Source organism: Sphingomonas sp. PP-CC-1A-547 (assembly GCF_003610375.1).
Lineage (GTDB): Bacteria > Pseudomonadota > Alphaproteobacteria > Sphingomonadales > Sphingomonadaceae > Sphingomonas.
The window spans coordinates 89,217-110,593 of sequence record NZ_RAPZ01000014.1 but is presented as its reverse complement, the minus strand read 5'-3'; the positions used below and the strand labels follow the sequence as shown (position 1 = coordinate 110,593).

19 protein-coding genes are annotated in these 21,377 nt (G+C 66.0%); 14 read left to right on the top strand and 5 right to left on the bottom strand.

The annotated features are described in order from the left end of the window. Positions 1-25 precede the first annotated feature (25 nt). Positions 26-955 (top strand): hypothetical protein, encoded by a 930-nt coding sequence (locus C8J39_RS15755; protein WP_243650191.1) that lies wholly within the window; start codon positions 26-28, stop codon positions 953-955. A 109-nt stretch (positions 956-1,064) separates the two neighbouring features. Here C8J39_RS15755 and C8J39_RS19125 read toward each other — a convergent pair whose 3' ends face one another. Next, positions 1,065-1,847, bottom strand: a complete 783-nt coding sequence (locus tag C8J39_RS19125; RefSeq protein ID WP_243650193.1) for a thermonuclease family protein — start codon at positions 1,845-1,847, stop codon at positions 1,065-1,067. A gap of 99 nt (positions 1,848-1,946) precedes the next feature. On the opposite strand from C8J39_RS19125, the gene C8J39_RS18865 reads away from it, so the two are divergent. Next, a complete protein-coding gene (locus tag C8J39_RS18865) occupies positions 1,947-2,099 on the top strand; it encodes a hypothetical protein (protein WP_165895258.1) in 153 nt (50 codons plus the stop codon). A 257-nt stretch (positions 2,100-2,356) separates the two neighbouring features. Here C8J39_RS18865 and C8J39_RS15745 read toward each other — a convergent pair whose 3' ends face one another. Continuing rightward, positions 2,357-3,022: an outer membrane protein gene (locus C8J39_RS15745; protein WP_056065788.1), complete on the bottom strand. Its 666-nt coding sequence runs from the start codon at positions 3,020-3,022 to the stop codon at positions 2,357-2,359. Positions 3,023-3,330: 308 nt separating this feature from the next. Between C8J39_RS15745 and C8J39_RS15740 the strand changes: the two genes are divergently transcribed. Next, positions 3,331-3,540 (top strand): hypothetical protein, encoded by a 210-nt coding sequence (locus tag C8J39_RS15740; protein ID WP_120301328.1) that lies wholly within the window; start codon positions 3,331-3,333, stop codon positions 3,538-3,540. A gap of 36 nt (positions 3,541-3,576) precedes the next feature. Here the strand turns inward: C8J39_RS15740 and C8J39_RS15735 are convergent, their stop codons facing one another. Beyond that, on the bottom strand, positions 3,577-3,921 hold the full coding sequence (locus tag C8J39_RS15735) for a DNA primase (protein WP_120301327.1): 345 nt from the start codon (positions 3,919-3,921) through the stop codon (positions 3,577-3,579). A gap of 79 nt (positions 3,922-4,000) precedes the next feature. Beyond that, complete coding sequence (locus C8J39_RS15730; protein WP_107954715.1) at positions 4,001-5,260, bottom strand: multidrug effflux MFS transporter; 1,260 nt, start codon at positions 5,258-5,260, stop codon at positions 4,001-4,003. Between the two features lie 128 nt (positions 5,261-5,388). Here C8J39_RS15730 and C8J39_RS15725 point away from each other — a divergent pair, with 128 nt between their 5' ends. The 4 genes from C8J39_RS15725 (at position 5,389) to C8J39_RS15710 (ending at position 11,821) form a co-directional block, all read left to right on the top strand. Beyond that, complete coding sequence (locus tag C8J39_RS15725; protein WP_132833629.1) at positions 5,389-5,901, top strand: hypothetical protein; 513 nt, start codon at positions 5,389-5,391, stop codon at positions 5,899-5,901. A 130-nt stretch (positions 5,902-6,031) separates the two neighbouring features. Continuing rightward, entirely contained in the window at positions 6,032-6,988 is a 957-nt protein-coding gene (locus tag C8J39_RS15720; RefSeq protein ID WP_120301325.1) for an isopenicillin N synthase family oxygenase, read from the top strand. A 407-nt stretch (positions 6,989-7,395) separates the two neighbouring features. Then, positions 7,396-10,170: a DNA polymerase I gene (gene polA, locus C8J39_RS15715; RefSeq protein ID WP_120301324.1), complete on the top strand. Its 2,775-nt coding sequence runs from the start codon at positions 7,396-7,398 to the stop codon at positions 10,168-10,170. A 133-nt stretch (positions 10,171-10,303) separates the two neighbouring features. Further along, positions 10,304-11,821, top strand: coding sequence for a lipopolysaccharide biosynthesis protein (locus C8J39_RS15710; protein WP_120301323.1), 1,518 nt, complete (start codon positions 10,304-10,306; stop codon positions 11,819-11,821). A 5-nt stretch (positions 11,822-11,826) separates the two neighbouring features. Here the strand turns inward: C8J39_RS15710 and C8J39_RS15705 are convergent, their stop codons facing one another. Next, the gene (locus C8J39_RS15705) at positions 11,827-12,855 is read right to left on the bottom strand and encodes a polyprenyl synthetase family protein (protein WP_120301322.1); all 1,029 of its coding nucleotides are present in this window, start codon (positions 12,853-12,855) and stop codon (positions 11,827-11,829) included. Positions 12,856-12,965: 110 nt separating this feature from the next. Between C8J39_RS15705 and C8J39_RS15700 the strand changes: the two genes are divergently transcribed. From C8J39_RS15700 to C8J39_RS15670, 7 genes are all read left to right on the top strand, one after another. Then, complete coding sequence (locus C8J39_RS15700) at positions 12,966-13,253, top strand: chorismate mutase (protein ID WP_056065758.1); 288 nt, start codon at positions 12,966-12,968, stop codon at positions 13,251-13,253. A 195-nt stretch (positions 13,254-13,448) separates the two neighbouring features. Further along, positions 13,449-14,150 (top strand): AcvB/VirJ family lysyl-phosphatidylglycerol hydrolase, encoded by a 702-nt coding sequence (locus C8J39_RS15695; RefSeq protein ID WP_120301321.1) that lies wholly within the window; start codon positions 13,449-13,451, stop codon positions 14,148-14,150. 10 nt (positions 14,151-14,160) lie between these two features. After that, positions 14,161-14,547: a DUF2147 domain-containing protein gene (locus C8J39_RS15690; protein WP_120301320.1), complete on the top strand. Its 387-nt coding sequence runs from the start codon at positions 14,161-14,163 to the stop codon at positions 14,545-14,547. A gap of 4 nt (positions 14,548-14,551) precedes the next feature. Further along, complete coding sequence (gene mprF / locus C8J39_RS15685; RefSeq protein ID WP_120301319.1) at positions 14,552-17,098, top strand: bifunctional lysylphosphatidylglycerol flippase/synthetase MprF; 2,547 nt, start codon at positions 14,552-14,554, stop codon at positions 17,096-17,098. Positions 17,099-17,117: 19 nt separating this feature from the next. Beyond that, positions 17,118-17,777 carry a thymidylate kinase gene (locus C8J39_RS15680; RefSeq protein WP_120301318.1) on the top strand — a complete coding sequence of 220 codons (660 nt, stop codon included), beginning with the start codon at positions 17,118-17,120 and terminating at the stop codon, positions 17,775-17,777. A 211-nt stretch (positions 17,778-17,988) separates the two neighbouring features. Further along, positions 17,989-20,436 (top strand): TonB-dependent receptor, encoded by a 2,448-nt coding sequence (locus C8J39_RS15675; RefSeq protein WP_120301317.1) that lies wholly within the window; start codon positions 17,989-17,991, stop codon positions 20,434-20,436. 14 nt (positions 20,437-20,450) lie between these two features. Beyond that, a complete protein-coding gene (locus C8J39_RS15670; RefSeq protein ID WP_120301316.1) occupies positions 20,451-21,257 on the top strand; it encodes a TOBE domain-containing protein in 807 nt (268 codons plus the stop codon). Positions 21,258-21,377: the final 120 nt, after the last annotated feature.

Sequence of the window (21,377 nt, the reverse complement as noted above, 5' to 3'; positions counted from 1 at the left end):
ACCTCTACCAATACGGAGATCCAGCATGCGCGCTCTCGCCCTTCTGATTGCCGGCATGATGCTAGGTTCGCCCGCGATCGCGCAGACCGCTAACGGCGTGGCGGCGCAATCAGCGGCACTGGAACGCGGGTCGGGCACGTACCCCGCGATCTTCGAGGAACGACCGGAGTTGCCCGACCATGTCGTCTACCGCGCGGCGAATCTTGGTGCGCTGGGTCGGGCCAAGCTCGGGATCTACGTCTTCGGCAATGGCGGCTGCAGCGCGGACGGTACGAGTTCGCGCAACCACCTGCTGGAGATCGCCTCGCACGGCTATCTCGTCATCGCGTCGGGCACGATCCCCAAGCCGAAGTCCGACGCCGCGACCAAGCCCGCACCGACCCCCGCCCCCGGCACGAAGCTGACCTCGGCAACGCCGACGCGCGCGCTGACCGACGCGATCGACTGGGCGCAGCGCGAGAATGCCCGCGCCGGCAGTCCGTTCAAGGGCAAGATCGCCACCACCGAGATCGCGGCGTCCGGCTGGAGTTGCGGCGGCTTGCAGGCGTTATCCGCGGCGCAGGACCCGCGCGTGACGACCGCGGTGATCATGAACAGCGGCTTCTTTCCCGAGGGCGCGAACCCGATCGGCGGCGTGGTGTCCGACAAGGCGTTGCTGAAGACGCTGCGCGGCTCGATCCTCTACGTCCTCGGCGGCCCGACCGACATCGCGGTCGCGAACGGCACCGACGATTTCCAGCGGATCGACCATATCCCCGCGGCGCTGGTCAACATACCGGTGGGTCATGGCGGCACCTACATGCAGCCGCATGGCGGCATCGCGGCGGAGGTCGTGACCGCCTGGCTGGACTGGCGGCTGAAGAACGACCGGACTGCCGCCGCGCGCTTCGTCGGCAAGGACTGCGGGTTCTGCAAGGATCCGCGGATCACGATCGAGCGCAAGCACTTCGACTAGACGGGTCGTCCGCACCGTGATGGACGGAGATATCGAAACCACGGTTCCTGGAAGGCGAGGTCGGCAACCCAAACGAGGATGATCGCCGGGAGGACGCTGCGCCGTCCCGTCAGAACCAGCCGGTTCGACACCAGGGCGCGCGCTTGCCCCCACCGTAACGCCGCGCGAGCCCGGTCCGTACCAGCGCCTCGCCGAGCGATTTCCCGTCACGCTCGACGATGCGCAGTTTGCGGCCATAGCGATCGACGTCGCGCTTGATCGGGACCAGCGTGAAGGGGCCGGCGTTGAGCAGCGCCTGCATCTTGAGCGTGGCGGCCTTGCCGGCGCGGGCTTCGGACGCGCAACGGGGCGGATGAGTTTCGGGCGTGTCGATGTCGGCGATGCGGATCTTGGTGCCCGCCATCCAGAAGGTGTCGCCGTCGACCATGCAGTCGATCCGCTTGGCATGGCCGCATATCGTGAATCGCGCGGATACTGCCTTGCCGCCCGACAGCGCGGAGGCGGCGGCAGCGGCGGTCGATGCCGCACTCGCAACGCCTGCCGCCGTGGCCAGCGCCCCGGTGGTGGTGGAAGCGGCGGAGGCAGCAGCGTTTGCCGAGGACGACGCGTCCGCTGCGGCAGCGTCCGCAGCCTTGCTCCAGCCGCCGGGCACGCGCAGATGACCGGCGGGCCAGGCGATGCCGAACCCGCTGGGCCATTCGACCTTCAAGCCCGGCGGCACCAGAGCCGCCCAGTCGATCTGGCGGATCACCGGCACCATCAGCCCGAGCAGCACGCCGTAGAATACCAGGCGGAGTTGCAGCAGGACTCCGGGCGCCGGGCGTCGACCGGACCCACCGCGGCGCGTGGCGCCAGCGCGATCGCCACTTAGCAACCGCATGAAATCAAACACATACTCCATCGTCCCTCGCGCGTACGCGCGCGCGCGACGATGTCACCTCGCGGCGGCGAAGGTTGCGACGGGCGGAGTCGGAAATAAGGCGAACGCATCGTGAACATCGACCGGATGCACATCTCGGGTGCGATAGCCGGTATGCGTTGCGGCATCGGCGTCGTGCCGGAGCAACTTCATGGGGGCGTCCAACATCCCGGGAACGCGGCGTGGGCACGAGCGATGCTGCTGTCCTACATTGCCGAGCCGTGATCAGATGCAGCGTGAGCATGGCACCCATCCGCATCCGGACGACCGATTACGACGCTGTCGCGCGATGTGCACAACCGCGCCAGCGTGTGAACTTTGTGCACTTCCGCGCATCGGCGACACCGCGATCGCAAGCGTTCGAACCGCTCGATCTCGGCCCGAAAACCCAACGATTCCAGACACACGAAGGGCGGGAAATAGCCCTAGCCACTCCCCGCCCCCGTTACGCGTCCAGCTTGAACCTCTTGCGAGGCAAAGGCTTAGAAGTGCGTGATGATACCGAGCATCGGACGGAAGCTCTGCGCGTCGCCGAAGGTGTTGACCTCGGCGCGGATGCGGAAGCCTGCGTTGCCGGTGATGCCCTTCAGGCCGATGTTCTGCGGACCGACCTCTGCGCCGATGCCGTAGGTGATCGCGCTATAGTCACGACCGGTGTCTGCGACGACGTTCGAACGACCCGAGAAATGGTCGAAGTTGACCCACTGGTAGCCGACCTTGCCGTAGATCAGGCCGCTGTCGCCAGCGCGGAAGCCGAAGCGGCCTGCTGCGCCGTATTCCCAATCGATGTTGCCATCGATGCCCTTGATCACGTTGCCTTCCGCGCCGACGAAGACCGGGCCGAGCGGCACGTTCACGCCGAGCACGCCCTGGACCAGCGAGCCCGATGGCTTGTAGCTGCGACGGGTCGAACCGTCAGCGTTGATCGCCTGCGGAATGCCGTGGCCGCGCTCGTTGTCGAACTGCTCCCAGCCGCCCATCACGCCGAAATACGGCTCGATGCCGAATGCCTTCGAACCGTCGGGCGCTGCTGCTTCGCCAGGCTGTGCGCTGTTGTCGACGGGTGCCGGTGCCGACATGTCCTGCGCGAAAGCGGGAACTGCGACCGTTGCGGCGGCGAGGGCGATTGCCAGGGAAAGCTTACGCATGAGTTTGACCTTATACCGTGTTGTTGCGTGGATCGCCGACTGCACGGTGCGTCGGTTCGGTCCAGGCAAGCCAAACCGGTCGGCGAGCACATAGTTGCACAAAAAACGTCACATTCAGGGAACTGCCAGGGAACTGTTCCGCTGTGTTGCGTTACAGCAACGGTTCCTGTCATTTGGATGAACGAACCATGGCCGCGGCGGGGCGGACTGGGCAGGAATACAGCGGAAAAGCGGCGAAAAGCAGCCGCGCCCGGTGTTAACGCCTTCCGTTTACCCTCTGGTGACAACCAGTGTGCGATGCAGCATCGATGGGGTTTTCACGCCTGTTCCGCAGCCGCTGGGCGGCGCTCTTCTGGTCCGCGGGGATCGTGTGGACGGCATATAATGTCGCCAACGACGCACCGGAACCGGCCCCAACAAACGCGTCTTCGGGTAACACGGTGGAGCAACCGACCGATGCCGCCGGCGCGGCGTTCAACGCGGACGATCTTGCGATCCTCGCCAACGCCGCCAGCTAAGGGCGACGCGCCTGTCAGCGGCGCGTCGCGGATAGTTCAGGGCTTCAGCGCGACGTCGTCGGCGTCCTTCAGGTCGTCATCGTCGTCGATCGTGTCGTCGTCGAGTTCGTCTTGGACGTCGTCCTCGTCCATGTCGGCCTCGTCCATCGTCACTGACGAGTCCGTCTCGCCGACCTCTTCGGAGTCCATCTTGGTCTCGTCGATCGACTCATCGTCGGTGTCGTCTTCGCCCAGATCGGGTTCGAGGTCGGTCAGGATGATGCCGTCGCTCGGCCCATTGCGCGTGGCCTCGAGGATCTCGGCGCGCTGGCTCTCGTCATAGCCCTCTTCGTCGTAGCCGTCGTCGCCCGATCCGGCACTCGGCACCTGATGTCCGCCCATGGTCACACTCCCTCGTGTCAGGATGCCTGCATCATGCAGGCCTACCAGATGCGAACGGTGGACGTGCGCGGTGGTTCCTTCAAGCGCGGACGGGCGCGGTCGACGCGGGCCGGAACAGCCGCCCGCGTTCGGTCACCAGTATCGACAGCAGCGCGGCAAGCCCGGCAAGCAGGAACCCACCGACCAGCGGCACGGTGGTGCCGTTGAAGGCCTGGCCGATCAGTGCGCCGAACACCGCACCGATGGTCACGCTCAGGAACCCCTGCACACTCGACGCGGTACCGGCGATTCGCCCCATATTCTCCATCGCCATCGCCGAGAAGTTCGACGTCGCCAGCCCGAAACAGCCGAGCGTCAGCGCCTGGAAGACGGCAAAGCTGACCAGCGTCTCGAACCCGACCTCGATTGCGAACAGATGGACGAGCGAGACCAGGATCATCAGCGACAGCGCCCCATGGCTGATCAGCCGGGTCCCTAGCCGCATCACGATCCGCGAGTTGAGCAGGTTGCAGATCGCCATCGTCACCGACGTGGTGGCAAAGATCAGCGCGAGCAGCGACGGCTTGTGGAACACGTCCGCCATGATCTGCTGGATCGAATTGAGATAGCCGTACAGCGATCCCAGCAACGCGGTCGACGCGAGCGTGTAGCCGAGCGAATTGCGATCGCCGAGCGTCTGCCGCCAGTCGCTTAGGATCCGCCCCGGGGTGATCGGCAGGACATTCTCCGGCGCCAGCGTCTCGGGCATCCGCAGGTAGAACCAGATCAACACCCCCAGCGTCAGCACCGCCACGGTCCAGAAGATCGCACGCCAGTCGCCGAACTGCAGCACCGCCCAGCCGAACGTCGGCGCGAGAATGGGCACGATCATGAACACCATGAACGCGATCGACATGACCCGCGCCATCGCCCGCCCGTGATAGCAATCGCGGACCAGCGCGATCGTCGCGACACGGGCCGCGGCGATCACCGCGCCGCCAAACGCGCGTGCGGCCAGCAACAAAGTAAAGCTCCCCGCGGTCGCGCAGGCGACGTTAGCGATGATGTAGAGGACGAGCGACCAGAGCAGCACCGTCCGCCGCCCGAACCGATCCGCGAGCGGCCCGTGAACGAGCTGCGCGACGCCGAAACCAATAACGAACGCGGTCACGACGAACTGCCGCCCGTTCTCGGTCGCGACACCGAGCGAGTTGCCGATCGCCGGCAGCGCTGGCAGCATCGAGTCGATGCCGAGCGCGGTCAGCGACATCAGCGAGGCGACGAGCGCGACGAACTCGACGAAGCCGATCGGCGCGCCGCGCATCGCTGGCGCGTCGGATTGGGGATCCTGGGTCTGCATTATGCGTGCGCCTGTAGCCGCTCGGGCGGTCGCGCGGAACCCGCTAACCGGCGCAACTATGCGACGATTGCGCAGTGCGCCGACGACCCCTATCTGTATTGTCAGAACAACACACTTCGGAGATGACCATGATCCGCCCGTTTTTGCTTGCCGCTGTCGGTCTCACCAGCGTGCTTGCCCTGTCCGCCTGCGATCGCTCGAACGAGGGCGCATCGGTCTCGATCAACGCCGATGGCGGCAACGTGCTCGGTGCGATCAATGGCGAGACCGGCGAGATGAAGATCGACGTGCCCGGCTTCCAGGGCTCGGTGAAGCTGCCGAAGATCAAGATCGATACGAGCAATTTCGATCTTAACGGCGTCCGCCTGTATCCAGGGTCGTCGATCAAGAACCTGAACATCGTCGGTAACGAAAACAACGGTAGCGATGCAGGCAGCGGCCTACGCGTTGCATTCACCAGCCCGGCGCCTCCGCTAATCGTCCGTGACTGGTTCGCGCAGCGCTTGGGCAAGGTCGGCTACAAGGTGCACGGCGAAGGCGCGAATCTGATCGGCACTACCGACGAGAACAAACCCTTCCGCCTCGAACTCGCCCCCGACGGCAAGGACAAGGCAACCGGCACGATCGTCATCAGCGGATAAGTCTACGATCCTCTCCCGCCAAGGGGAGGATCATTACAGATTCCAAATCCAGACCAACCCTAACCCAAGCATTTGGCACGGCACCCCCAATCCCCTATATCGGGCGTCCCCCAATCCGGACACGCACCTCATGCTCGACACTCCCGCCGCCCAGGTCCCGACACTCAGCCTCGCCACGCAGGACACCGACCCCGACGGTTTCGCCGCCGCGTTCGGCGAATCGTTCGAGCGCTACGGCTTCGCGATCGTCGCCGATCACGGCATCCCCGCCGACCTGATCGAGCGCGCCTGGGCCGAGACCAAGCTCCTGTTCGACCTCCCCGAGGACGAGAAGCGCGGCTATCACATCCCCGGCGGCGGCGGCGCGCGCGGCTACACGCCGTTCAAGACCGAGATCGCCAAGGACGCCAAGGTCGTCGACCTCAAGGAATTCTGGCACGTCGGTCGCGAACTGCCCGAGGGTCATCGCTATGCCGACACGATGGCGCCGAACGTCTGGCCGACGCGGCCCGAGGGCTTCAAGCCGGTCTTTCTCGAACTCTTCGCCGCGTTCGACCGCGCCGGCGACAAGCTCCTCTCGGCGATCGCGCGCCACCTGAAGCTCAAGCCCGACTGGTTCGATCCAGCCGTGAAGGACGGCAACAGCATACTTCGTTTGCTGCATTACCCGCCGATCCCCGCCGATGCCGAAGGCGTCCGCGCCGGCGCACATGAGGACATCAACCTCATCACCCTGCTGCTCGGCGCCGAGGAAGCCGGGCTCGAACTACTCGACCGCGCCAACGGCCGCTGGCTGTCGATCAAGCCGCCCGAGGGCGCGATGGTGGTAAACGTCGGCGACATGCTCCAGCGCCTGACCAACAACGTGCTGCCCTCGACCACGCACCGCGTCGTCAACCCGCCCCCCGAACGCCGCGGCCACTCGCGCTATTCGATGCCGTTCTTCCTGCATCCTGCGCCAGATTTCCTGATCGAGACGCTGCCCGGGACGATCACGCCGGACAACGCGAACCGCTATCCGACCCCGATCACCGCGCACGACTATCTGTACGAGCGACTGGTCGAGATCGGGCTGATCAAGAAGTAAACGAGCCATATCGATCCTCCCCCGCCAGGGGGAGGTGGCTGGCACTTGCCAGACGGAGGGGGAGGAAAGGGAAACAGGCGTTTCGTATCCTCCCCCTCCGTCACCTTCGGCACCACCTCCCCCTTGCGGGGGGGGGGGATTGAGATGACGGGCACGCCCCAAACCTCCGCTTCCACCCCAACCCACCTCCACCCCGGCGAAGGCCGGGGCCCAATTGGGGAACGGTTATAACGAAGCGCAGCGCGCCATTACGATCACCTTTCCAATTGGGCCCCGGCCTCCGCCGGGGTGGTGTTCCCGTCGGAACAGCTGGGGGCCATCTCCCCACCGCTTTTCTCCCCACCTGATACCCAACAACCACGCTTCGCCCATTGGAGCCCGCCCTCGCATCCGCTAGACCGCGCGCGATGCCCCATCTCTATCTCGTCGACGGCTCCGGCTATATCTTCCGCGCCTATCACCGGCTGCCGCCGCTCACCAACAAGCATGGCGAGCCGGTCGGCGCGGTGTACGGCTATACGACGATGCTGTGGAAGCTCGCCGACGAGGTCCACGCGGCAGATGGCCCGACGCACATGGCGGTCATTCTCGACAAATCGTCGAAGACCTTCCGCAACGATCTCTACGACAAGTACAAGGCGCAGCGTCCGCCCCCGCCCGAGGATCTCGTCCCCCAGTTCCCGATGATCCGCGACGCCACGCGCGCCTTCAGTCTCCCCTGCATCGAGACCGAGGGACTCGAAGCCGACGACATCATCGCCTGCTATGCAAAGGCCGCGCTCGCGCAAGGCTGGGAAGTCACGATCGTCTCGTCCGACAAGGACCTGATGCAGCTGATCGAGCCCGGGCTCGACATGTACGACACGATGAACAACCGCCGGCTCGGCGCGGAGCATGTCGCGGAGAAATTCCACGGCGTCTCCCCCGCGCAACTCGGCGACGTGCTCGCGTTGATGGGCGACAGCGTCGACAACGTCCCCGGCGTCCCCGGCGTCGGCCCGAAGACTGCGGCGAAACTGATCCTAGAACACGGCGATCTCGAATCCGTGCTCGCTGCCGCCGACGGCATGAAGAAAGGCAAGCTGCGCGACAACCTGATCGAGCATGCCGAGATGGCGCGGCTGTCAAAGGTTCTCGTCACGCTCAAATGCGACGTCGCGCTGCCCGAGCCGCTGGAGGATCTCGAACTCAAGGGCATCCCCGACGCGCCCTTGCGCGCGTTCCTCGAACATCACGGCTTCAAGTCACTGATCGCCAAGCTCTCTGCGGTCGCCGAAGCCCCCGTCGCCGAGCCCGCGAGCACAGCCGAGTTCGACGAGGACGAGCCCTGCAAGCACGACGACTATGAAACCGTCGTCGACGAGGCCGCACTCGATCGCTGGATCACCGTGGCGAAACACCAAGGCTGGATCGCGATCGACACCGAGACCACCGGCATCGACGCGACGCGCGCGGACCTCGTCGGGGTCAGCATGGCGCTGCATCCGAACCTCGCATGCTACGTACCTCTCGCGCATGGCGGCACCGATTTGCTCGCGGAAAACCCCGTCCAGCTCGATCGTGCGCTCGTGCTTGCGAAACTGAAGCCGTTGCTCGAGGATCCGAGCGTCCTGAAGATCGGCCACAACCTTAAATACGACATGATCGTCCTCGGCCGCGCCTATGCGTCGACCGGCGGCGTGCAGATCGCGCCATTCGACGACACGATCGTGATGAGCTTCGATCTCGACGCCGGTCTGCATGGCCACGGCATGGACGAACTCGCCGCCACGCACCTCTCGCACAGCTGCATCGCGTTCAAGGATGTCGTCGGCACCGGCAAGACACAGCGGACCTTCAACGAAATCGACCTCAAGGCCGCCACGCGCTACGCCGCCGAGGACGCCGACGTGACGCTCCGCCTCTGGCGCCGGTTCAAGCGCCGCCTGCCCGCAGAAGGCTCGACCCGCGTCTACGAGATGGTCGATCGCCCGCTCGTCCCCGTCATCGCGCAGATGGAGATGTACGGCATCAAGGTCGACGCCGCGAAACTGTCGAAGCTCTCGACCGAGTTCGCCGGCCAGATGGCGAGCCTGGAAACCGAAATCCACGCGCTTGCCGGCGCGCCGTTCACGATCGGCAGCCCCAAGCAATTGGGCGACGTGCTGTTCGAGAAGATGGGCATCAAGGGCGGCCGCAAAGGCAAGTCCGGCGTCTATTCGACCGACGTCAACGAACTCGAGCGGATCGCCGCGGACAAGGATTCGCCCGGCACGGTGATCGCGCGAAAAGTGCTCGACTGGCGCCAGTTGTCGAAGCTGAAATCGACCTACACCGACGCGTTGCAGGCACAGATCAACCCGGCAACGGGTCGCGTCCACACGTCGTACAGCCTCACCGGCGCGCAGACTGGCCGCCTGTCCTCGACCGATCCGAACCTCCAGAACATCCCGATCCGCACCGAGATCGGCCGCCAGATCCGCGACGCGTTCGTGGCCGAGCCCGGCAACGTCATCCTCGCCGCCGATTACTCGCAGATCGAACTGCGGCTGGCCGCGCACATGGCGAACGTCCCCGCGCTGAAGGCGGCGTTCGCGAACGGCGACGACATCCACAGCCTCACCGCACAGGAACTGTTCGGCGAGGTCAACCGCGACACCCGCGGCCGCGCGAAGACGATCAACTTCGCGATCCTCTACGGCATTTCGCGCTGGGGTCTGGCGGGTCGGCTCGACGTGTCGGCGGACGAAGCACAGGCGATGATCGACCGCTATTTCGATCGCTTCCCCGGCATTTCGAACTACATCGTGGAGACGACGGAGAGCGTTCGTGCGAGCGGTTTCACGACGACGCTGTTCGGGCGGAAGACGCACTTCCCGCGCATTCGTTCGAAGATCCAGCACGAGCGGCAGGGTGCCGAACGCGCGGCGATCAACGCGCCGATCCAGGGGACGAGCGCCGACATCATCAAGCGCGCGATGGTGCGGATGGGGCCGGCCTTGCTCGAAGCGGGCCTGCCGAACGTCCGCATGCTGCTCCAGGTGCACGACGAACTCGTGTTCGAACTGCCGGAGAGCGACGTCGAGGCCGCAAAGCCTGTCATCGAGCAAGTCATGGCCAATGCGGCACTCCCCGCAGTTACGCTAGACGTGCCGCTGGGCATCGAAATCGGTACCGGACTCAGCTGGGGCGCTGCACATTGAGCCAGATGGGGTCCGAAAACCTTCCCCCCTCCCTGAAAGGGAGGGGCCGGGGGTGGGTCGGCTCAAGGCAGGCGCAACCGAACCTCACGGGCCAACCCATCCCCTACCCCTCCCTTCCGGAGAGGGGAGAAGCGTGACCGAGGCCACCCAAGACATCGACACACTCGCCAAGGGCGGCCGCACGAACATCGCCGGCTTCGTCCTCCGCCTCGCCGCGCGCATCCCGTTCCTATTCATCGCCGGCCGCATCTACGGCCCTGACCTCGTTGGCCGCTTCGCAATCGCCGTCGTGGTGGTCGAACTCGCCGCACTCCTCGCGACGCTCGGCCTCAAACGCGGCCTCGCGCAGGCGCTCAGTAGCGCCGACCGCCCGCACGCAAACGTCGTGTGGGACGCCATGGCCGTGGCGTTCGTCGCGTCGCTCATCGCCAGTGCGGTGCTCTGCACCTTCCCGCAGATCATGTATCCGAACAGCGCGATCACCGGGCTCGACCGGTTCCTGCCGCTGATCATCGTCGCGATTGCCTGGTCCGACGTCAGCCTCGCAGCCCTGGCGTACAGGCTCAACGTCAAGGCCGCCGTCACCGCCCGCGCGGTAGTCGAGCCTTGGACGATCTCAATCGCGGCCTGGGCGTTCTCGTATTTCACGATCCGCGACGGTCTCGTGCTAAGCTACGTCGCATCGATGACCGCGGCGCTGATCGCCAGCCTCGTGCCGTTCCTGCGCAGCTATGGCATCCCGCGCGGCTGGAAACCCCAGCTCCGTCCCTTGTACGCCCTCGCTCGCGCCAACGTGCCGCTCGCCGGTGCGGACATCCTCGAATGGGGCAGCCGCAACGTCGACCGCTTCATCCTCGGCGTGATGTTCGAGCCCAAGATCGTCGGCATCTATTACATGGCGCAACAGGTCGCGAGCCTGCCGCAGAAGCTGAAGACCAGCTTCGACCCGATCCTCGGCCCCGTCATCACGCACAGCCTCGCGATCAACGACCGTGCCGCGATCGCCAACCAGGTCCGCCAGGTCGCGTTCTGGATCATGGCCGCGCAAGGCGGACTCGCGCTGATGGGCTCGATCCCCGGCGAAGCGGTGATGGGTGTGGTCGGCCCGCAGTTCGTCGCCGGCACCGCCGCGCTCGCGTTCCTGCTGACTGCCGAAGTGCTCGCCTCGACCGGCGCGGTCAGCGAATCCGCGCTCGTCTACATCGCCCGCCACCGCAATTTGATGATCTCCGCGGCAATGCTCGCTTTCCAGGTCGGCCTCAGCTTCGCGCTGATCTTCACGATCCGGGCGCTGGGCTACCCCGTCAACTACCAGGCGGCGGGTCCGGCGATCGCGCTGATGCTGTCGGTAGGCCTCACGTCGATCATCAAATCGAAGCTGCTCGGCCATCTGCTTGGGACAAGCGTCTCACCGTGGCGCTGGCCGCTGATCTGGGCCGCACTAGCCGCGATCTTGGTGGGCGCAGGCTTCACCGCGCTGCCCAAACGTTACGAATGGGTCGAGCTCGCGATCGGCGAACCCGCAATCGCCGCGACCTATCTCTACATCCTGTGGAAGTACGCATTCGGCCCTGCGGACCGCGCACTGTTCGGCAAATCGACGCCGGTCGGCGAGGCGACGCTGCCGAATGCCGGATCACCGATCCGCTAACGCGATCAGTATGCGCGGGCGACCGCGAACTCGACGGCTTCGATCATAGCGTCCTTGGCTTCGCCATTGGGGAAGCCGCCGATCGAGTCGATCGCGCGCTGGCCGTAATGCCGGGCGCGCGCGAACGTGTCGTCGATTGCGCGGGTCGAGCGGATCAGGCGGATCGCATGCTGAAGGTCGGCCTCGCTGTCGCGGCGGCCTTCGACCGCATCTTTCCAAAAAGCACGGTCCTCGGCCGAGCCACGCGCATAGGCGAGGATCACCGGAAGCGTCATCTTGCCCTCGCGGAAGTCGTCGCCCGCATCCTTGCCCATCGTATCCGCGTCCGAGACGTAATCGATCGCATCGTCGACCAGCTGGAACGCGATGCCGAGATTGCGACCATAGGCGTCGAGCGCGGCCTCCTCAGCCTCGGGACGATCGGCGACGACCGCCGAAATCCGGCACGCCGCCGCGAACAACGCCGCGGTCTTCGCGCCGATAATGTCGAGATAGCGCTCCTCGCCGAGATCGACGCGGCGTGCGGCAGTGAGCTGGTTGACCTCGCCCTCGGCGATGACCGCACTGGTCGAGGACAGGATCTTGAGCGCCTTGAGGCTGCCCGCCTCGACCATCAGTTCGAAACTGCGGCTGAACAGGAAATCGCCGACCAGCACGCTCGCGGGGTTGCCCCAGATGATGTTGGCGGTGCGCTTGCCCCGGCGTAGGTCCGAGCCGTCGACGACGTCGTCGTGGAGCAGTGTGGCAGTATGAATGAACTCGACTGCGGCGGCGAGCAGGTGATGCTGCGTCCCGGTATAGTCGATCAGTTGCGCGCTCGCGAGCGTCAGCATCGGCCGCATCCGCTTGCCGCCGCCAGCGATCAGGTGACCGGCGAGTTCGGGGATCAGCGGGATTTCCGACTCCATCCGGCCGCGGATCACCGCATTGACCTTGTCCATGTCGCCGGAGACGAGTTTGACCATCGGGTCCAGCGACGGCTGTGACTCGGGCGTGGGACCAAGGGTGTCGAGGCGGTGGACGGTGGCGCTCATCTTCCCGAGCCTCTGACGCCTATGCCCCTGCAAAGCAACCCTTGCCGCCTCTTGCCGTTCGCGATCCGCGCCCGCAAAAGGCGCGCCGAACCAACGAAAGGGGTGCGTGGATGGCTGACGACCTGCTCAACGGATACCGCCAGAGCATCGACAATATCGATGCGGCGCTGATCCACATGCTCGCCGAGCGCTTCAAGGTCACGCAGGCGGTCGGCCGGCACAAGGCGACGCACGGCCTGCCCCCCGCGGATCCGGGTCGCGAGGAACGCCAGATCGCCCGATTGCGGCATCTGGCGGCGGAAGCGCAGCTCGATCCCGAGTTTTCCGAAAAATTCCTGCGCTTCATCATCGACGAAGTGATCCGGCATCACGAACGGCTCGCGCACGATCCGGTTTGAGGGGCGAGATGGTTCCTCCCCCCTCCCTGGAAGGGAGGGGTCGGGGGTGGGTCGGTTTCCGCATATCAGACCGTTACGGCACGAGCGCGCCAACCCACCCCCAGCCCCTCCCTTCCAAGGATGGGAGCAGTGCGTGAAGAAAACTTCACTATCGCTCCACGTGCCCATCACCCGCCCGGGCGCAATCGGTTGCGGATGACGTGGCTCTACCGGTCCCTGCTCGCGCTGCTCATGGCCGCCATTGCTGCGGCCGGCTTCATGAGCTGGCTCGGCTATTTCGGTGGGCCATTATTTACCGATGTCCATCCTACCAAGCCGCAACGGCCGTTCGCCGTTGTCCTCCTCACCGGCGATCTCGGCTACAGGATCGGCATGGCGCCCCAGATCGCGCGACGGCTGGCGGCGGACGGCGTGCCGGTGGTCGCGGTCAACACGCTGACCTATCTGCGCACGACGCGGACGCCGGCGGACATCACGACGCTGATCGCGCGCGCAGAACAGCGCGCATTGCGGCTCGGCCATGCCGACCGGGTGGTGCTGATCGGCCAGTCGTTCGGCGCGGACATGTTGCATGATGGTCTGGTCGACCTTGCCCCCGAACTGCGCGCAAAAATCGCCAAGGTCGCGCTGATCGTGCCCGAGGACAACGTCCAGTTCCGCGCCTCGCCGAGCGAGGTGTTCGATCTCTGGACCCCGACCGTCGATGCGATGCCGACCGCGCGCCGGCTGACCTGGGCACCTTTGCTATGCGTCCAGGGCGTGGAGGAAGTCGGCAGCCTGTGTCCGTTGCTGACCCAGGCCAACGCGACGCGGATCGCGTTGCCGGGCGGACACCCGCTTCACCGCGACGCCGATGCGCTCTACGAGGTGCTGGCGCGGTTCGTTTTCGCGGATTGAGGATCGACCGATGATTCCTGTGATGATGGCGCTCGCGATGGCCGTGGGCAGCCCGGCCCCTGCTTCCCCCGTGGAAGGCACCTGGCACAATCCGAAGAACAGCGTGGCCGTGAAGACCGGCGCCTGCGGGGACAGGCTGTGCGGCTGGGTGGTGCGCGCCAGCGACGAGGCGCAGGCCGACGCCCGCGATGGCGGCACGCCGAAACTGATCGGCACCGCCTTGCTCCGCGAATATCGCCCTAGCGGCCGCAGGAAATGGTCGGGCCAGATCTTCGTCCCCGACATGGGCCGCACCTTCGGGTCGACGCTGACGCTGGTCGACGCGAATACGATCGACGTGAAAGGCTGCCTGATCGGCGGGTTCCTGTGCAAGACGCAGACCTGGCACCGCGGTTGACCCGATGACGACTCGTCCGTTGATCATCCGGACCCGCGACTGGATCGCGCATCGCCGCGGCACGCTAATCGCGCTGGCGGTACTCATCGTCGCGGTGCTTGGCTTCGCTGCGATCCACAAGCTGACCGCCGAAATTCGTCTATCCGAAGTGCGCGCAGCGTTCTCCGCGCTCGGCTGGTCGCAGCTCTCGGTCGCAATCGGGCTGACTGTCGTCAGCTATATCGCGCTGACCTTCTACGATTCGATCGCGCTGAAAGTGATCGGCCACCCGCTGCCGTGGCGCACAGCTGCGGTCGCGTCGTTCACAAGCTATACGATCAGCCACAATCTAGGGCTCGCCATGCTGACCGGCGGATCGGCGCGATACCGCGTGTATAGCCGCGCCGGGCTAGACGAAGCCGCCGTGGCGCGCGTCGTGCTGATAGCCGGCGTGACGTTCTGGGCGGGGGTCATCACGGTCGCGTGCCTGTCGATGGCGATCCATCCGGGGACGCTACCGATCGTGAAGTGGACGATGCCGCCTTTGCTCGAGCGCAGCGTCGGCATCGTCATCCCGCTCGTCATGCTGGGGATCGTCCTGCGTCACCGCCAGGGTGGATCGATCGGGCTGCTCGGCTGGCGGCTGCCGTTGCCGAACTGGCGGCAGGCGCTCGCGCTCCTGCTGGTCTCGACGGTCGACCTGGCGGCGGCGAGTGCGGCGTTGTTCGTGCTGCTCCCCAATGCCTCGCCCGAGCTCTATCCGGTGCTGTTCCTCGGCTACGCGGTAGCGATCGTCGTTGCGTTGATCAGCCATGTGCCAGGCGGGCTCGGCGTGTTCGAGGCGGTGATCATCGCGACGATGCCGCAGGACAATGCGACGGTCCTCGCCGCGCTGCTGGCCTACCGCATCATCTATTACGTCGCGCCGCTGATCCTGGCAGCGGTACTGATGGCGTTCCACGAGGGACGTCAGTGGCGTGGGCGAGGCACCGATCCGCTGACGATCGCGCTGCCGCTAGCACCCTTGCTGCTGGGCGTGCTGGTGTTCCTCAGTGGCGCGATGCTGCTCGTATCGGGCGCGCTCCCCGCTGCGCCGGGTCGCATGGACACACTCGCAACGATCCTCCCACTGCCGATCAGCGAGATGGCGCATGTCGCGGCGAGCCTCGTCGGCGTGATGCTGCTGCTGGTCGCGCTTGGCCTGTACCGGCGGCTCGACGGCGCATTCTGGGCGGCGCGGACGTTGCTCGTCGCAGGCGCGGTGCTGTCGATCGCCAAGGGCCTCGACTACGAAGAGGCGACGATCCTGCTGCTGACCGCCGCCGCGCTGCAATGGACGCGCGCGGCGTTCTACCGGCGGACGCGGCTGACCGCGGAGCCGCTGTCGCCCGAATGGCTGGTCGGCGTCGGTGCCGCGATCGGGCTGTCGGTGTTGATCGGCTTCTTCGCCTATCGCCGCGTCGGCTATTCGAGCGACCTGTGGTGGCAGTTCGAGACCAACGCCAACGCCTCGCGGTTCCTGCGCACCAGCCTCGCGGTCGGTCTGCTGCTGATCGGCGCGGCGATCTGGCGGCTGTTCGCGGCAGCACCCGTGCCGATGGTGCACGACATGCTGCCCGACGACGTCGCGACCGCCGCGCTCGCGCATGCCGACCGCACCGACGCGATGCTCGCATTTACTGGCGACAAGCGCTTCCTGGTCTCGGACAGCGGCGACGCGTTCCTGATGTATCAGGTCAAGGGCGCGAGCTGGATCGTGCTCGGCGATCCGGTCGGTCCGAGCGAGGCATGGTCCGAGCTGTTATGGGCGATCCGCGCCCGCGCCGACGCCGCGCAGGGACGGTTGCTGCTGTATCAGATCGGCCTGCGCATCGTGCCGATCGCGATCGAGATGGGGCTGAAGCTGGTCAAATACGGCGAAGAGGCGACGGTCGAACTGGACGGCTTCACGCTGGAGACGCCCGAGATGCGCAGCGTGCGGAAGGCCAGCCGTGTCGCCGAACGGGCGGGCGCGGAGTTCGCGGTCGTGCCAGCCGGCGCGATGTCGGCGATCATCCCCGAACTCCAGGCGATCTCCGACTGGTGGCTCGCCGACAAGGATCATGCCGAGAAGAGCTTCAGCGTCGGTCGGTTCGAGCCGGGATACATGGCGAAGTTCGACTGCGCGGTGGTGCGGATCAAGGGCAGGATCGTCGCCTTCGCCAACGTCTGGGGCACGCCGAACAGGCAGGAGCTGTCGGTCGACCTGATGCGTCACGCCGAGGACATGCCACAGGGGGGCATGGACTTCCTGTTCACGCGGCTGATGCTGTGGGGCCACGAGCATGGCTATCGCAATTTCTCGCTCGGGATGGCGCCGCTGTCGGGGATCGAGGCGCGGCGGCTGTCACCGACCTGGTCGAAGGTGGCGGCCTTCCTGTTCCGCCACGGCGAGCGCTTCTACGGGTTCGCGGGCCTGCGGGCGTACAAGGAGAAGTTCAGGCCGAACTGGACGCCGCGCTACATCGCCTCGCCGGGCGGCACGTCGTTGCTGCGCGGGCTGATCGATTTGCGGGCTTTGGTGAGCCGGTAAGCCTTGCTAGGGCGAAGAGATGAGTTTTCTCCTGGCAATCGAAGGCGCCGATGGCGCGGGCAAGGCCACCGCATCGGCACTGGTGGTCGAGCAGTTGCGCGCCGCCGGCCGCACCGCCGACGTCGTGTCGTTCCCGCGCTATACCGAGACGGTCGGCGGCTGGGCGCTGGGCGCGATGCTGGCGGGCACCCTGCCGCGTGGCACGTCGCCCAGGGCGGCGGCGGTGCTGTATGCGCTCGACCGGATGGAGTCGCGGGAGCACCTGCTGGCGACGATGGCGGCGAACGACGTGGTCGTGTTCGACCGGTATATCGCCTCGAACATGGCCTATCAGGCGGCGCAGGTTCTGGCGGACGAGGCGGACGCGATGATGACGTGGATCGCGGATTTGGAGACGGGGTCGTTCGCTCTGCCGAAGCCAGACCTGTCGGTGTATCTCGACACGCCGGCCGCGATCGCACGCGGGCTGATCATGAAGAAGCGCAAGCGGTCTTACACCGACGATGCGTTCGACGCGTACGAGGCGGATACCGGACTGCAGGATCGGGTGCGGACGAACTACGCGGCGATGGCCGAGGCTGGGCTGTTAGGCCGCTGGGCGACGGTGTCGACGGTCGCGGACGGCACGTCGCGGTTGCCGGCAGAGATTGCCGCCGAGATCGTCGCCCTCCTCGCCTAACACCGCTGCCTCCACCCCGGCGAAGGCCGGGGCCCAATTGGAAAGGTCGCAGTAACGGCATCCGACGCCCGCCAAGCGTCGTCCCCCAATTGGGCCCCGGCCTTCGCCGGGGTGGTATGCGGTTGCGCGTGCGTGCGCGTCCGCAAATCCCTCTACCCGTTTCGAAACTTCTCGTTATGTAGCTCGACTATATAACGAAGGGGTGACGACAATGCGGGGACATGACTTCGCGCGGCTGACTGCCGTGCTGCTGGCAACGACGTGCCTGCCAATGATGGCAGCCGCGCAGACCAGCGCCGCCAATCCGGAACAGGCTCGCACCGAAGGCAGCGTCGTACAGCCAGGCGACTCCGACACCTCGATGGAAGTGACCGTCACCGCCCGCCGCCGCCCGGAAAACGCTCAGAAAATCCCCGGTTCGCTGTCCGTTGTCGGTGGCGCGCTGCTCGACCGCTCCTACACCGTGAACACGCAGCAGCTGGCGCAGCTCGTCCCCGCGCTGAACTACAGCTCGGCGAACCCGCGCAACACCGCGTTCACGATCCGCGGGCTCGGCAGCAGCGTCGTGGCGGTCAGCCAGGCCAATGACGGGCTCGAACCCGGCGTCGGCTATTATGTCGACCAGGTCTATCACGCCCGCCCCGCCACCGCCGCGTTCGACTTCAGCGACATCGAGCAGGTCGAGGTGCTGCGCGGTCCACAGGGGACGCTGTTCGGCAAGAACTCGACCGCTGGCGCAATCAACATCACGACCCGCGCCCCGACCTTCACGACGCAGGGCGAGGCCGAGATCAGCTATGCGAGCTACAACTTCCTCCAGGTGAAGGGCGCCGTCTCAGGCCCGATCGTCGGCGACACGCTCGCCGGTCGCGTGTCAGTGGTCAGCACGCGCCGCGATGGCGTGATCGACAACGTCGTCACCGGCCGCGACCAGAACACCATCGGCAACCAGGCGATCCGCGGGCAATTGCTGTTCCGCCCTTCGGAAGTGTTCCAGGTGAAGGCCAGCGCCGACTTTACCAACTTCCAGAGCAATTGCTGCACGCAGGTCTATTACAATGTCGCGACCCGCCCGACGAGCGGCGCCAGCGGCGCGGTGTTCCGCACCGCCACGCGACAGTTCGGCGGCCCGACCGGCCTCGCCGCGCAGTTCAACTACGCACCGCCCAGCACCAATCCGTACGACCGCAAGACCGATATCGATGCGGCACTCGGCGTCGATACCAACGAGGGCGGCGTCGGCGTGATCGCCGACTGGAACCTCGGTGGTGCGACGCTCACCTCGGTCAGCGCTTGGCGATTCTGGAACTGGGATGCCGACAACGATCGCGATTATACCGGCATCCCGATCCAGACCGAACAGCACATCCCCTCGCGCCAGGACCAGTATAGCCAGGAACTCCGCCTCGCCTCGAACGGCGACCATAAGCTGAGCTACGTCGGCGGACTCTACTTCTTCCGCCAGCGCGTGATCGGCCGCCCGATCTCGATCTACGGCCCCGCCGCCGCACGCTATCTGATCGGCACGACAACGGGCACCGGCGCCGCCGCAACCGCCGTCCCGAGCAACCTGCTCGACGGCTACGGCACCGACGGCCGCACCGATTTCCGCTCGGACAGCTATGCGGCGTTCGGCGAAGTGAACTGGAAGCCGGTCGATCGCCTCACCCTGACCGGCGGGCTTCGTTATACTTATGAGGAGAAGGAGGGGACGTACGACACCTTCACCTTCGGCGGCCTCCAGACCACGAACGCGGCGTTGAACGCGGCCAAGCTGTCGATCCTGCGCGGCCAGAATTACGCCGCCAGCGACAAGGACGGCGCGCTGACGGGGCGCGGCAACATCGCGTACCAGGCGACCGATAACGTCCTCGCCTACGCCAGCTACGCGCGCGGCGAGAAATCGGGCGGTATCAACATGTCTGGCCTTCCGCTCAACGACCAGAACCAGCCCGCGATCAGCACCGCCGTGGTGCGCCCCGAGAAGAACACCGCCTACGAGATCGGCCTCAAGACGCAGCTGTTCGACAACCGCCTGATCTTCAACGTCGACGGCTATTACACGCGCGTCACCGATTTCCAGGCGAACGTCACCGACACGCGCGCCGCCGCGGCGTTGCGCACCTACCTCGCCAACATCCCGAAGGTCACCGTCCGCGGCTTCGAGGCGGACGCGACCGCGCTCGTCACGCGCAACCTCTCGCTTCGCGGCAGCGTCGCCTACGCGGACGGCAAGTTCAATTCCTACCCGGCCGCCCCCTGCCCGATCGAACGGATCTTCAACACTGCTGCGTTCTGCGATCTCAGCGGCCAGCGGCTCTCGAGCCTGCCTCGCTGGTCGTACACGCTCGGCGCGGACTACAATCAGCCGATCGCCGACATCGGCAGCGGCTTCGTCCATGTCGACTCTAACACCCGCACGCGCCAGTTCGGCGATCCCTCGGGCTCGGCGTTCACGGTCATCCAAGGCTATACGATCGTCAACGGCAGCATCGGCTTCCGCTCGAAGAACGGCTGGGAACTCGCCGTCTTCTCGCGCAACCTGCTGAACAAGGACTACATCCAGAACGTGACGATCCAGGCGGGCAATTCGGGGCTGATCCTCGCCACGCCGAGCGACCCGCGCACGATCGGGCTTACCTTCCGCATCAAGCAGTAGGTATGAGGGGGGCCATGACGCTATCGCCGGACCCCGCCCTCCACGCCACGATCCTGCTCGCCAAGGACCAGACCGGCCGCGTCGGTGCCGACCGGATCGCGCTGCTCCGCGCGATCCGCGACGGCGGCTCGATCACCAGCGCCGCGAAGGTCGTCGGCCTCAGCTACAAGGCGGCATGGGACGCGGTGCAGGTGATGAACAATCTGTTCGACCGCCCGCTCGTGCTCCCTGCGGCGGGCGGCAAGGACGGTGGCGCGAGCCCGATCACCGAGGCGGGCGTGGCCGTGCTCGACGGTTATGCGGTCGCCGAGGCCGAGCTCGCCAGCGCGATGGCGCGGATCGAGGCTAGCGTGTCGAACGGGCTGTCGCTGAAGCCGCTGCTATGGGGAATCGGAATGAAGACGAGCGCACGCAACGTGTTGCGCGGCACCGTGTCGCGCGTGACGCCGGGGACGATCGATGCCGAGGTTACGCTGGCGGTGGCGGATGGCGTCGAGATCGTCGCGACGATCACGCGCGGCAGCGCCGAGGATCTGGGACTAGTGCCGGGCGCGACCGCGCTGGCGCTGATCAAGTCGAGCTTCGTTATCCTCGCACGCGGCGACGAGAGCCTGCGGACGTCGGCCCGCAACACGCTGGCGGGGACCGTGATCGCGCGGGAGGACGGCGCGATTTCGAGCGAGGTGACGCTCGAACTGACGCTCGGCAAGACGCTGACCGCGACGTTGACCAAGGAGAGCGCGGAGGCGCTCGACCTGCAGATCGGCATCCGCGCACTGGCGTTGATCAAGGCCAGCCATGTAATCCTGGCGGTCGAGTAAGACCTTTTCGTTGAGAGGCACCACCCCGGCGGAGGCCGGGGCCCAATTGGGGAACGTTGATAACGGAGTTCGGCCTTCCGTTACCGCAACCTCTCCAACTGGGCCGCGGCCTTCGCCGGG

Excerpts from the sequence above, each read along its gene's own strand:
- C8J39_RS15755 (WP_243650191.1), top strand. The coding sequence starts at position 26 with ATGCGCGCTCTCGCCCTTCTGATTGCCGGCATGATGCTAGGTTCGCCC.
- C8J39_RS15745 (WP_056065788.1), bottom strand. The coding sequence starts at position 3,022 with ATGCGTAAGCTTTCCCTGGCAATCGCCCTCGCCGCCGCAACGGTCGCA.
- C8J39_RS15740 (WP_120301328.1), top strand. The coding sequence starts at position 3,331 with ATGGGGTTTTCACGCCTGTTCCGCAGCCGCTGGGCGGCGCTCTTCTGG.
- C8J39_RS15735 (WP_120301327.1), bottom strand. The coding sequence starts at position 3,921 with ATGGGCGGACATCAGGTGCCGAGTGCCGGATCGGGCGACGACGGCTAC.
- C8J39_RS15730 (WP_107954715.1), bottom strand. The coding sequence starts at position 5,260 with ATGCAGACCCAGGATCCCCAATCCGACGCGCCAGCGATGCGCGGCGCG.
- C8J39_RS15725 (WP_132833629.1), top strand. The coding sequence starts at position 5,389 with ATGATCCGCCCGTTTTTGCTTGCCGCTGTCGGTCTCACCAGCGTGCTT.
- C8J39_RS15720 (WP_120301325.1), top strand. The coding sequence starts at position 6,032 with ATGCTCGACACTCCCGCCGCCCAGGTCCCGACACTCAGCCTCGCCACG.
- polA (WP_120301324.1), top strand. The coding sequence starts at position 7,396 with ATGCCCCATCTCTATCTCGTCGACGGCTCCGGCTATATCTTCCGCGCC.
- C8J39_RS15705 (WP_120301322.1), bottom strand. The coding sequence starts at position 12,855 with ATGAGCGCCACCGTCCACCGCCTCGACACCCTTGGTCCCACGCCCGAG.
- C8J39_RS15700 (WP_056065758.1), top strand. The coding sequence starts at position 12,966 with ATGGCTGACGACCTGCTCAACGGATACCGCCAGAGCATCGACAATATC.
- C8J39_RS15695 (WP_120301321.1), top strand. The coding sequence starts at position 13,449 with ATGACGTGGCTCTACCGGTCCCTGCTCGCGCTGCTCATGGCCGCCATT.
- C8J39_RS15690 (WP_120301320.1), top strand. The coding sequence starts at position 14,161 with ATGATTCCTGTGATGATGGCGCTCGCGATGGCCGTGGGCAGCCCGGCC.
- mprF (WP_120301319.1), top strand. The coding sequence starts at position 14,552 with ATGACGACTCGTCCGTTGATCATCCGGACCCGCGACTGGATCGCGCAT.
- C8J39_RS15680 (WP_120301318.1), top strand. The coding sequence starts at position 17,118 with ATGAGTTTTCTCCTGGCAATCGAAGGCGCCGATGGCGCGGGCAAGGCC.
- C8J39_RS15675 (WP_120301317.1), top strand. The coding sequence starts at position 17,989 with ATGCGGGGACATGACTTCGCGCGGCTGACTGCCGTGCTGCTGGCAACG.
- C8J39_RS15670 (WP_120301316.1), top strand. The coding sequence starts at position 20,451 with ATGACGCTATCGCCGGACCCCGCCCTCCACGCCACGATCCTGCTCGCC.